General features: G+C 70.9%; 10 protein-coding genes. 2 read left to right on the plus strand and 8 right to left on the minus strand.

The window, feature by feature from the left end; translation table 11 throughout:
• Positions 1-2 precede the first annotated feature (2 nt).
• Positions 3-1,661, minus strand: coding sequence for a glycoside hydrolase family 10 protein (locus tag ABUL08_RS26915; RefSeq protein ID WP_350932826.1), 1,659 nt, complete (start codon positions 1,659-1,661; stop codon positions 3-5).
• A 299-nt stretch (positions 1,662-1,960) separates the two neighbouring features.
• Here ABUL08_RS26915 and ABUL08_RS26920 point away from each other — a divergent pair, with 299 nt between their 5' ends.
• Positions 1,961-3,466, plus strand: a complete 1,506-nt coding sequence (locus ABUL08_RS26920; protein ID WP_449288903.1) for an amino acid permease — start codon at positions 1,961-1,963, stop codon at positions 3,464-3,466.
• Positions 3,467-3,607: 141 nt separating this feature from the next.
• Here the strand turns inward: ABUL08_RS26920 and ABUL08_RS26925 are convergent, their stop codons facing one another.
• The 5 genes from ABUL08_RS26925 to arfA are packed head-to-tail and all read right to left on the minus strand — an operon-like array spanning position 3,608 to position 9,305.
• A complete protein-coding gene (locus ABUL08_RS26925) occupies positions 3,608-4,621 on the minus strand; it encodes a glycoside hydrolase family 43 protein (protein ID WP_350932827.1) in 1,014 nt (337 codons plus the stop codon).
• Complete coding sequence (locus ABUL08_RS26930; RefSeq protein ID WP_350932828.1) at positions 4,618-5,442, minus strand: carbohydrate ABC transporter permease; 825 nt, start codon at positions 5,440-5,442, stop codon at positions 4,618-4,620. The genes ABUL08_RS26925 and ABUL08_RS26930 overlap by 4 nt, the downstream gene beginning before the upstream one ends.
• Positions 5,443-5,452: 10 nt before the next feature.
• Positions 5,453-6,415: a carbohydrate ABC transporter permease gene (locus ABUL08_RS26935; protein WP_350932829.1), complete on the minus strand. Its 963-nt coding sequence runs from the start codon at positions 6,413-6,415 to the stop codon at positions 5,453-5,455.
• Between the two features lie 6 nt (positions 6,416-6,421).
• Positions 6,422-7,756, minus strand: a complete 1,335-nt coding sequence (locus ABUL08_RS26940) for an ABC transporter substrate-binding protein (RefSeq protein WP_350932830.1) — start codon at positions 7,754-7,756, stop codon at positions 6,422-6,424.
• Between the two features lie 37 nt (positions 7,757-7,793).
• Positions 7,794-9,305, minus strand: coding sequence for an arabinosylfuranosidase ArfA (gene arfA / locus ABUL08_RS26945; protein ID WP_350932832.1), 1,512 nt, complete (start codon positions 9,303-9,305; stop codon positions 7,794-7,796).
• Between the two features lie 147 nt (positions 9,306-9,452).
• Here arfA and ABUL08_RS26950 point away from each other — a divergent pair, with 147 nt between their 5' ends.
• Positions 9,453-10,457, plus strand: a complete 1,005-nt coding sequence (locus ABUL08_RS26950; RefSeq protein ID WP_350932833.1) for a LacI family DNA-binding transcriptional regulator — start codon at positions 9,453-9,455, stop codon at positions 10,455-10,457.
• A 113-nt stretch (positions 10,458-10,570) separates the two neighbouring features.
• Here ABUL08_RS26950 and ABUL08_RS26955 read toward each other — a convergent pair whose 3' ends face one another.
• On the minus strand, positions 10,571-11,296 hold the full coding sequence (locus ABUL08_RS26955) for a methyltransferase domain-containing protein (protein WP_350932834.1): 726 nt from the start codon (positions 11,294-11,296) through the stop codon (positions 10,571-10,573).
• A gap of 148 nt (positions 11,297-11,444) precedes the next feature.
• Positions 11,445-11,753, minus strand: a complete 309-nt coding sequence (locus ABUL08_RS26960; RefSeq protein WP_350932835.1) for a hypothetical protein — start codon at positions 11,751-11,753, stop codon at positions 11,445-11,447.
• Positions 11,754-11,765 lie beyond the last annotated feature (12 nt).

The following is an 11,765-nucleotide window of genomic DNA, read 5'->3' on the forward strand; positions in this document are numbered from 1 at the left end:
CCCTACCGCACGAAGCGCGGCGGGCTGGGCGGTCCGGCGTTCCAGCCACGGTCGAGCGCGGTGAGGTAGTAGGTGTAGCGGCCGTCGGCCGTGGCGGTGGTGTCCACCCAGGACTGCGTATCGCCGTCGGTGGCGCGGACCGTGCCGATCAGGTGGGTCGCGTCGGCGAAGTCGCAGCGGTCCGCGACGTGGCCACCGTCGAAGCGCCACACCGCGTACGAGGTGGCGGTGCCGAGCGGGCCCCGGCCGTCCGCCGGCTGCCGCCAGCTCAGCCGTACGCCGTCGTCCTGCCGTTCGGCGCCGGTCACGACCGGGGCGAGCAGCGGCTTCGACGGCAGCTGGGACATGGTCGGCACCAGTGCCGGCCGGGAGTAGTGCTCGGCGGCGTAGATGTCGGTGGCCCCGAGGCGGTTCGCCCGCACCTGCACCGCGGAGAAGTGCACGTTGCCGAGCACCTCCGGGTACGACCGGTTGAGCGTCAGGTGGTCGGACAGCTCGCGCGGGTTCTGCCAGTACGGCCCGTACGCCGGCTCACCGCTCTTGTAGTCGGCCTGGCCGATGTAGAGCTGGACGTTCGTGCCGCGCACCTGCTCGGCCCACCACGGCACCAGCCGGGCGTAGTCGGCGGCCGGGTACTGGCCGATGTACCAGTAGAGCTGCGGCACCACGTAGTCGATCCACTCGTTCTTGATCCACTTACGGGTGTCGGCGGAGATGATGTCGTACGACTGCGAGCCGGTGGTGTCCGAGCCGTTCGGGTCGGCGCTGGCGTTCCGCCAGATGCCGAACGGGCTGACCCCGAACTTCACCCACGGCTTGGCCGCCTTGATCTTCGCGCCCATCTCCTGGACCAGCAGGTTGATGTTGTCCCGCCGCCAGTCCGCCTTGTCGGTGAAACCCCGGTTGTACGCGGCGAAGGTGGCGTCGTCCGGCACCTGGTACGCCCCGCTCGGGTAGGGGTAGAAGTAGTCGTCGAAGTGCACGCCGTCGATGTCGTACCGGTGGACCGCGTCCATCATCGCGGTCTGGACGAACTCGCGGACGGCCGGGATGCCGGGGTTGTAGTAGAGCCGGCTGCCGGCGACCCCGGCCGGCGGGTACGCGAAGACCCAGTCCGGGTGCTGCCGCGCCGGGTGGTCCGGCGCCAGCTTGGCGAGGTCGGCGCCGGCACCGCCCGGGGCCGGCATGGAGACGCGGTACGGGTTGAACCAGGCGTGGAACTCCAGGTTCCGCTTGTGCGACTCGGCGACCAGGAAGGCCAGCGGGTCCCAGCCCGGGTCCTGGCCGCGGGTCCCGGTGAGGAACTCCGACCACGGCTCGTACGGCGACGGCCAGAACGCGTCGGCGGTCGGGCGCACCTGCACCACGACGGCGTTGTGGTGCAGCTTCTGCGCCAGGTCGAGCCAGCCGAGGTATTCCGCCTGCTGGGCGGCGATCCGGTCCGGCGCGGTCTGCGAGGCCTTGGTCGGCCAGTCGATGTTGACCACCGAGGAGATCCACATGGCGCGGAACTGGCGCAGCGGGGTGGCCGGGTCGGTGGTGCAGGTGGTCGAGGTGGCGGTCGCCGTGGCGCTCTCCGCGGCGCTGGCCGGCGTGGCGGCGGCGAGCGTGCCGAGCAGCGCCACGGCCAGCCCGGCGGCTCTGAGCCGAGTTGCCTTCATGCGGTGCGGTCCCTTCGTTGGACTCCGGGGCGGGTGGGTCCGGTGACGGAGGACACCCGGCGTCTGGCAAGATTCGCCGTACCGGCTGCCCCCTCGGAAGAAAACTTTCACCATTCCCGGCGACACGCAAGACTTCCGGGCGGATCGATGCCCAGGTGGGGACGAACGTCCGACCGGTGACCGGGCGCACACCGCCGATCGTGACCCTTTCGACACGTCCGGTGATGCTTCGGCTGGGAGTTTGCTGGGTAGCTTGGCCGGTCACGGGCCGCCACCGTGGTGGTCGCACGGTGGGAGGGGTGATCGCTTTGTCCGTGCTGCGGACCAAACCGATCCAGGACGTGCTCGCCCAGGGCGAGGCCGACGGGAGCGACGGGAAGCTGGGGCTGCGTCGTCGCCTCGGTGCCGTCGACCTGATGGGCTTCGGGATCGGCATCGTGATCGGCACCGGCATCTTCACGCTGACCGGTATCGAGGCCAAGAACCACGCCGGCCCCGGCGTGGTGATCTCGTTCGGCATCGCCGGCGTGGTCGCCCTGCTCGCCGCGCTCTGCTACGCCGAGCTGGCGTCCAGCGTGCCGACCGCCGGCAGTGCCTACACCTACGCGTACGCGACGATGGGCGAGATCGCCGCCTGGATCATCGGCTGGGACCTGCTGCTGGAGTTCGCGCTCGGCTCGGCGGTGGTCGCCCGAGGCTGGTCCGGCTATCTCGCCTCGCTGTTCAACCTGCCCAGCGCCTGGTTCGCCGAGGAGGGCAGCATCGTCAACGTCGGTGCGATCGCCATCGTGCTGATCCTCGGCGTGGTCGGCATCGTCGGCATCCGCGAGTCCGCGCGGCTCACCAACATCCTGGTCCTGGTCAAGGTCGCCATCTGCGTCTTCATCGTGGTCGCCGGGCTGTTCTTCGTGAAGGCGGCCAACCTCAGCCCCTTCATCCCGTCGGCCGAGCCGGCCGGCGGCGGGGAGGACGGCATCCGACAGCCGGTCACCCAGGCGATCTTCGGGCTGGAGCCGTCCGTCTTCGGCTTCGCCGGCGTGCTCACCGCCGCCGCGGTCGTGTTCTTCGCGTACACCGGCTTCGAGGCGGTGGCCAACCTCGGCGAAGAGACGAAGAAGCCCCGGCGCGACCTGCCGCTGGGCATCCTCGGCACGCTGGTCGTCTCGACCGTGCTCTACATCGGCGTCTCGCTGGTCGTGGTCGGCATGGTCCGCTACACCGACATCGACGAGGGCGCCCCGATCGCCTCGGCCTTCAAGGCGGTCGGCGCCGGCTGGGCCGCCGTCCTGGTCTCCATCGCCGCCATCGCCGGCCTGACCAGCGTCATCCTGGTGGACCTGGTGGCCATGGGCCGGATCGGCTTCGCCATCGCCCGCGACGGGCTCATCCCGCCGGCCATCGCCAAGGTGCACCCGCGCTGGGGCACCCCGTACCGGATCTCGGCGATCATGACGGTCGGCGTGGCGCTGCTCGCCGGCTTCCTGCCGCTCTCCGCCCTCGCCGACCTGGTCAGCATCGGTGCGCTCTGCGCCTTCGTGCTGGTCTCCATCGCGGTGCCGATCCTGCGGCGCAAGCGGCCCGACCTGGAGCGGTCGTTCAAGGTGCCGTTCTCCCCGGTGCTGCCGATCGTGTCGGCGCTGGCCTGCCTCTACCTGATGCTCAACCTGTCGGTGGAGACCTGGATCCGGTTCCTGGTCTGGATGGTGCTCGGCGGCATCATCTACTTCGGCTACGGCTACCGGAAGAACCGCCTCGCCCGCCGCGAACACACCGCCGCCGAGGAACCCACCCCCGCCACCCACTGACCCCCTCCCGCCCCCCGCGAGCCCTGCCCGGCTCGCGCCCGTCGCTCGCGTCGCGGCGCCTGATTCACGGAAAGAGTGGCTATCCGCCGTGGGATAGCCACTCTTTCCGTGAAAGTGCGGGCTCGGAAGCCGGCGGAGGGGTCAGGGGCGGGGTTGGGGGGTGCCCGTGGGGCCCTTGACGACGGGCTTGCCGTTCTGCCAGACCAACTCGTCCAGCCAGGCCTGGCGGCCGGGGTCGGTGCTGCCCTCCTGGCCGGGGGGCCAGGCGTGGTAGAGCAGCCAGGTGCGGCCGTCCTTCTCGACGAGCGAGGCGTGGCCCGGGCCCGTCGCCGCCGTGTTGGACTTCAGGATCGGGTTCTCCGGGGCCTTCACGCACGGGCCGGTCGGGCCCTCGCAGACCGCGTAGCCCTCGGCGTACGTGTCCTTGTCGTAGGCGTTGGCGGCGAAGAAGAGGAACAGCTTCCCGTCGTGTCGGTGGAAGAACGGGCCCTCGATCAGGGTGCCCTCCCACGGCTCGGTCTGCTTCAGCAGCTTCGTCGGCGTGCCGACCAGGCGCAGCCCGTCGTCGCTCAGGCGCTGCGACCAGAGCCAGGTGTCCACCCCGACGGCGTTGCCGTCGTTCTTCCAGAGCAGCCAGAGGCTGCCGTCGGTGTCCCGGAACGGGCTGGCGTCGATCGACCCGCCCAGCTCCGCCTGGCAGATCAGCGGCCCGGTGGAGTCGTCCCGGTACGGCCCGACCGGCTTGTCGGCGACGGCCCGCCCGACGCACTGCCGTCCCGAGGAGCGGTCGGCGACGGTGTAGTAGAGCAGGAACCGGCCGGGGGTCACCTTGATCGCCTCGGGTGCCCACGTCTTGCCTGAGTCGGCCCAGGCCGGCAGCTCCGGCAGTGCGTCACCGGCCTCGGTCCACTCGACCAGGTCCGGTGAGGTGAGCACCGGGACGTTCCGGCCGCCCGCGTTGGTGTGGAAGAGGTACCAGGTCTCGTCGACCCGGATCGCCTGCGGGTCGGGGGCGTCGGTGCGGACCACCGGGTTGGTGAACATCTGCGCGTCCTTCGGCGTACTCGACGGGGTGGTGCTGCTGCCGCAACCGGCGACGAGCAGCGCGGCGGCCAGGGCCGCCGCGCCGCGTCGCCGGGTTCTCCGGTCGGTCATCCCTTCAGGCCGCTGCGGGAGACGCCCTGGATGATGTGCCGCTGGGCGGCCACGAAGAGGATCAGCACCGGCACGCTGGCCAGCACCGCCCCCGCCATGATCACCGGATAGTCGGTGACGTAGGCGCCCTGGAGCAGGCCCAGCCCGGCCGGCAGGGTCAGTCGCTCCGGGCTGAACAGCACATAGACCGGCCAGAGGAAGTCGTTCCAGTTGGTCAGGAACGACAGCACCGCCAGGGTGGCCAGGGCCGGCTTCGACAGCGGCAGCAGCACCTTGACGAAGATCTCCCACTGGTTGGCGCCGTCCAGCACCGCCGCCTCCTCCAGCTCGGCCGGGATGGAGAGGAAGAACTGGCGCAGGAAGAACACGCCGAAGGCGCTGGCCGCGCCGGGCACCACCACCACGGTCAGGGTGTCGATCCAGCCCAGCCGCTCGGCGATCACGAAGTTCGGGATGATCAGCGAGGTGGGCGGGAGGAAGAGCGTCCCGACGATCAGCGCGAAGCTCAGCCGCCGGCCGCGGAACCGCAGCCGGGCCAGGGCGTACGCGGCCATCGACGCGGTGACCAGCACCAGGAGCGTGTGCAGGCTCGCCGCCAGCATGCTGTTGACGAACCAGCGCAGCACCGGATTGGCGGTGTTGTTGATGATCGCGTCGTAGCCGTACCCGGAGAAGGGGTGCGGCAGCCAGCTCGGCGGGTCCTGCTGCGCGTCCGCGTACGTCTTCAGCGAGGTGAGCAGCATCCAGACCAGCGGGGTCACGAAGACCGCGGTCAGCAGCAGCAGGACGGCGTAACGCGCGCCCCGACGCAGACTCGTCATCGTCGCCCCCTCAGTCTTCCTGATGGCGGAACAGTCGGAAGTTGACCACGCTGACCACGGCCAGCATCAGCGCGAAGAGCACACTCATCGCCGCCGACCGGCCGACGTCGTAGTCGCGCAGCCCCTCGTCGACGATCCGCCAGACCACCGTGCGGGTCTGCTCGCCGGGCGCACCCTGGGTGATCAGGAACGCCTGCCCGAAGACGTTCGCGGAGGCGAGGATCGTCGTGGTCAGCACGAAGAGCAGCACCGGACGCAGTCCGGGCAGGGTGACGTGCCGGAACCGTTCCCAGCCGTTCGCGCCGTCGACCCGCGCCGCCTCGTACAGCTCGGCGGGGATGTCCTGGAGCCCGGCCAGATAGATCACCGCGTTGAAGCCGCAGGTCCACCAGACGGTCACCCCGACCAGCGACACCCACGCCCACGGCACGTCGGTCACCCACGGGGTGTCCGAGGGCAGCCCGACCGCCCCGAGCAGCCGGTTGACCAGACCCAGGTTGGCGTCGAGCAGGAACCGCCAGAGCAGGCCGATCACCGCGACGCCGAGGACGTACGGGGCGAAGAAGGCCGCCCGGAAGAAGGTCCGCCCGGGGAACGAGCGGTTCAACAGCAGGGCCAACCCCAGCGGTACGACCACCAGCAGCGGGGTCGCGAAGAGGGTGAAGATCCCGGTGGCCCGGACGCTGGACCACCAGTCGCCGTAGATCGCCGAGTCGCTGGAGAAGAGGTCCCGGTAGTTGCCCAGCCCGACGAAGGGCCGGTTCGGGAGCTGGAGGTCCCACTGGTGCAGGCTGATCCAGACCCCGAACAGGATCGGCGCCAGCCCGAACGCCAGGAACAGGACCAGGTACGGCGCGAGGAAGAGGTACGGGGTGGCCCGGTGCCCCCGCTGCGTGGCACTCCGACGGCGGGTACGCCCCGCCCGGGGCGGCGCGTCTCCACGCGCCGCCCCGACCTCGATCACGTCCGCCACGACGGATCAGCTCCCGTACTTCTTGCGGTTGTCCGCGAGCTGCTTGTCGGCCTTGGCCGCGCCGTCGTCGAGCGCCTGCTTCGGCGTCTTCTTGCCCAGCGCCGCCTCGTTGAAGGCGTTGTAGAAGGTGATCATGACCTCGCCCAGGCCGGGTACGGCCGGCGGGAAGGCCGCGTACTCCAGCTCCGGGGCGAGCGCGTTGACCTCGGTGAGGGCCTTGAAGTCGGCGCTCTCCCGGACCGTCTTGCGGGCCGGCACCTGGCCGCCCTTGGCCCAGTCGAGGGAGTGCTCGCTGAGCCAGTTGATGAAGACCTTCGCCCCGGAGACCTTGTTGGCGTCGGCGCCGCGCTGCTTGACGATGGTGAAGTTGTGCGAGTTCGCCCAGACGGCCTGCTTAGTGCCGAGCTGCGGCAGCGGCGCGACGCCCCACTGCACGTCCGCGCTCTTCTTCAGGTCGTTGATCTGCCAGATGCCGTTGAAGTTGAACGCGTTCTTGCCGCTCTTGAGCGCCAGGTAGTCGGCGTCCTGGCCGACGTTCGCCGGCGAGTAGCCCTGCTTGATCATGTCCACCAGCCAGGTGCACGCCTCGACGCCCTGGTCCGAGTTGAAGGTGGCCTTGGCGACGTCGCCGTCGAAGAGCGTGCCGCCCCACTGGTGCAGCAGCGAATAGAACGTCATCCCGCCGGTGAACTGGAACGGGCTGACCCAGAAGCCCTGCACGCCGGACTTCTTCAGCTCCGCCAGCGCGGCGGTGAACTCGTCCTTGGTGGTCGGCGGCTTGTTCGGGTCGAGGCCGGCCTTCTGCATGACGGCCTTGTTGTAGTAGAAGCCGAGCGGGTGCATGTCCAGCGGGATGCCGTACCGCTTGTCGTTGTAGAGGCCGCCCTTCCACACCGTGGGGGCGAAGTCGCCCTCGCTCAGTTGCAGCGCCTTGGCCACGTCGTCCAGCTCGGTGATCACGCCGCGCGCGGCGAAGGTGGCGAGCTGGTCCATGTGCATGACCGCGATGTCCGGCCCGTTGCCGCTGGAGACCGCGCCGGGCAGCTTGCTGTAGTAGTCCTGCCACTCGTACGTGACGACGCTGACCGCGATGTTCTTGTGCTCGCCGTTGAACTGCTCGACCAGCTTCTTGAAGATGTCGCCGTCGCCGCCCGTGAAGCCGTTCCACAGCTTCAGGTCGACCTTGGGACCGGTGTAGTCCTTGCCGCCGTTGCCGCCGGCGGCGGAACCGCCGGGGCTGCTGCTGCCGCCGCCGCAGCCGGCCAGGGTGAGCGTGGCCGCCGCGCCGAGCCCGACGCCGTAGCCGAGCAGGCGCCGCCGGCTCATCTCGTTGCTGATCATGCGGTTCTCCTTGGGGGACGGAATGAAGTGTGCCTGGTCACGGCTGGGGGACGAAGCGCAGCAGGTTCCAGGAGCAGGCGGGCAGCACCACGGAGCACCGGCCGCCGTCTGAGGTGGGGGTGGTGAGCAACCGCGGCGTCACCCGGTCGGGCTCCGCCTCGGTGTTCGTGGCCGACGGGTCGGACCCGGCGGCGATGGTGTGGTGTTCCGTGGGCCGCAGGCCGGGCAGGCCCCGCAGGTCCAGGTCGAGGGGGAGGTCGTCGGTGCCGCGGTTGACCGCGAAGACGGCCAGCTCACCGGTCTCCTCGGCGTGCACGGCGACGGTGTCCAGCACCGGCACCTCCCCGTACCGGGCGGTCTCATAGCTGGGGGAGACCGGCTCGGTGCGCAGCACGGTGCCCCGGGCGTACCGGGCGGTCAGCGCGAACGGGTGGAAGATGCTCTGCCGCCAGGCCGGGCCGCCGGTCCGGGTCCGGATCGGGGCGATCACGTTGGCGAGCTGCGCCTGGCAGGCGACGCCCACCCGGTCGGCGTGCCGGAGCAGGGTGATCAGCAGATCGCCGACCACCACCGCGTCGACGGCGGTGAAGTCGTCCTCGATCAGCGCGGGGGCCTCCACCCAGCCGCGCCGGTCCAGGTCGGCCTGGAGGCGGGACTCGTACCAGATGTTCCACTCGTCGAAGGAGAGCTTGAGCTTGCGCTTGTGCCGCTGCTTCGCGGCGACGTGGTCGGCGGTGGCGATGACCTCGGTGATGAAGTTGTCCATGTCGACGGCCGAGGCCAGGATGCTGGCCTGGTCGCCGTCGGAGGGGTCGTAGTAGGTGTGCGCGGAGATGTAGTCGACGTGTTCGTAGGTGTGCTCCAGGACGGTGGCCTCCCACGACGCGTAGGTGGGCATCCGCCGGTTGGAGCTGCCGCAGGCGATCAGGCTGATCGACGGGTCGATCAGCTTCATCGCCCGGGCGGTCTCGGCGGCGAGCCGGCCGTACTCGTCGGCGGTCTTGTGGCCGACCTGCCACGGGCCGTCCAGCTCGTTGCCGAGGCACCACAGCCGCACCCCGTACGGGTTCTCCGCGCCGTGCTTGCGGCGCAGGTCGGACAGCTGGGTGCCGCCCGGGTGGTTGGCGTACTCCAACAGGTCGCAGGCCTCCTGCACGCCCCGGGTGCCGAGGTTGACGGCCATCATCGGCTCGACGCCCGCCTCGTCGGCCCAGGTCATGAACTCGTCCAGCCCGAACGCGTTGGTCTCGATCGTCTTCCAGGCCAGGTCGAGCCGGCGCGGCCGGTCGCCGACGGGGCCGACGCCGTCCTCCCAGCGGTAGCCGGAGACGAAGTTGCCGCCGGGGTAGCGGACCACGGAGACGCCCAGCTCACGGGTCAGGTCGAGCACGTCGCGGCGGAGTCCCCGCGGGTCCGCGCTCGGGTGGCCGGGCTCGTAGATCCCGCCGTAGACGCAGCGCCCCATGTGCTCGACGAAGGAACCGAAGATCCGGCGGTCGGCCGGTCCGATCGCGAACGCCGGGTCGATCGTCAGCTGTGCGCTCCGCAAGGGGGGCCACCTCTCCTCGTGCCGGTGCCGGGTGACCGCGGTCACGCCGTACCCCAGGTTTCTACAACGTTGTAACCAACGTTGTAAAGAGGTCGTGACATGGTCGTGACACGGTAGGGTGCGGACAACAGAGCGGGGAGGAAGGCAGTGCGACACAGGCTCAAGGACGTCGCCGAACGGGCCGGCGTCTCGGTGAAGACCGTCTCGAACGTGGTCAACGGCTACCTCCACGTCCGGCCGGACACCCGGGCCCGGGTCGAGGAGGCGATCGCCGAGCTGAACTACCGGCCCAACCTCTCCGCCCGCAACCTCCGCAAGGGCCGCACCGGCGTGATCGCGCTCGCCGTCCCCGAGCTGGACATCCCGTACTTCGCCGAGCTGGCCCGGCACGTGGTCGCCGCGGCTGCCGCGCACGGCTGGACGGTCCTGATCGACCAGACCGGCGGCGGCTCCGAGCAGGAGCGCAAGGCCGCCTCCGGGATCGGCGACCACATGATCGACGGTCTGATCCTCAGCCCGCTGGCGCTCAGCGCCGACGACCTGGCCGGCCTCGACGGCCTGCCCATGGTGCTGCTCGGGGAGCGGGTCGACCACGGCCCGGCCGACCACGTGGTGATCGACAACGTGGCCGCCGCCCGCGAGGTCACCACCCATCTGGTGGGGCTCGGCCGCCGCCGGATCGCCGCCATCGGCTCGCAGCGCACCCCGGAGGGGGCCAGCGCCCGGCTCCGCCTGGCCGGCTACACCGCCGCCCTGGCCGAGGCCGGCATCGGGTACGACGAGAAGCTCGTCGCCCCCGCGCCGGCCTGGCACCGCGCGGACGGCGCGGCCGCCATCCGCGACCTGCTCGCCGCCGGCGTACGCCCCGACGCGGTCTTCTGCTTCAACGACACCCTCGCCCTCGGTGCCCTGCGCGCCCTGCACGAGGCCGGCCTGCGGGTGCCCGAGGACGTCGCGGTGGCCGGCTTCGACGACATCGAGGACGGCCGCTTCTCCGTCCCCACCCTCACCACCGTCTCCCCCGACAAGGAGCGGATCGCCAAGCTGGCCGTGGAACTCCTCGCCAACCGCATCGACGGCGACCGCGACGCCCCCCCACGCGAACTGACGGCCCCCCACCACCTCGCCCTCCGCGAAAGCACCACCCCCTGACCCCCTCAGGCTCCTTGCGTTGATCATGAGCTTTGCGTCATCGAGCGGCCGATCCCTGACGCAGACTCCATGATCAACGCCGTCCGGGCGGGAGTGGGCGGGAGGTAGGGGGGTCAGTCGAAGAAGCGGGCCAGGTGGGTGGGGGTGGGGGCGGGGGCTGTGGGAGACAGGGGGGTGAGGTCGGCGAAGATGGAGGCGCCGTCGCAGGCGACGTGCAGGGGATACCAGCGGGGCGTGCCGGGCGGGCGTTGGCCGCAGATGCCCTTGAAGGTCTGCACGTCCAGCAGGCGTACGTGGGTGGGATCGGCGACCGCGTTCACGTGCCGCCACCAGGGGCTCATCACGTGCAGCACACCGCCCGGCCGGAGTGCCCGGTGCGCCTCGTCCAGCAGCGGCAGGAAGTCGATCAGGTGCTCCAGGATGTGCACCGCGAAGAAGACGTCCACCGAGTCGTCGGCCAGCGGCAGCGAGCCGGAGAGGTCCGCCACGGCGTCCACACCCGCCGCCGGATGGATGTCCAGCCCCAGGTTGCCCGGCCACTGCTTCTGACCCCCGCAGCCCAGGTCGACCACCACCGGGTCGCGGCCGGCGACGCGTACCCGGCACCAGACGCCGAGCACCCCGGCGAGCCGGCCCACCAGGTCCCGGACCAGCCGCAGCTCGGCCGGGTCGTCGACCTCACCGTCGACGTGGGCGACGCCCCGGTCGAAGCGCACCCGCACCGCCAGCGCGCGCAGCCGGTCGTCGTGCCGGGCCAGATCGGCCCACGCCTCGGTGAGGAAGCCGTCGACCACCGACAGCCGCTGGGCCGAGGGTGCGGTCATTCCGGTCGCCACCATGCGCCACCTCCGGGCCGCGCCATACCCGGATCCCCGCCCGGTATGCCTGGCTCGCACCGGTTCCCCGCCGTCGCCACGGCTTTCCGCCGGACCGCAGCCCGGCCGTCGGTCCCGCCGGTGGTCTCCGGGCGGGCGCGAGATCCGGGGGTCAGCCGGACAGGGTACGACGGGCGCCGCGCATCCGCTGCCGGGGCTGCGGGGCGGCCGGCTTGGGTCGCTTGAGGTGATAGCGGTGCAGCTCGTTGTTGCCGGGCAGCGACGGGTCCTCGCTCATCGCCACCAGCTCCCAGCCCTGGTCACCGGCCCGGTTCAGGTGGGCCAGCGCGGTGTCGCCGTACGGGGTGACGTCGACCATCGAACCGTCCGGGCCGTACCAGACGAAGACGATCTCCCAGCCGATGTCCGTGGTGGCGGCCTGCCGCCGCCGGACCAGCAGCGCGTACTCCCACTTGAGCATGCCGTCATTGTC

The organism is Micromonospora sp. CCTCC AA 2012012, assembly GCF_040499845.1.
Classification (GTDB): domain Bacteria; phylum Actinomycetota; class Actinomycetes; order Mycobacteriales; family Micromonosporaceae; genus Micromonospora; species Micromonospora mangrovi.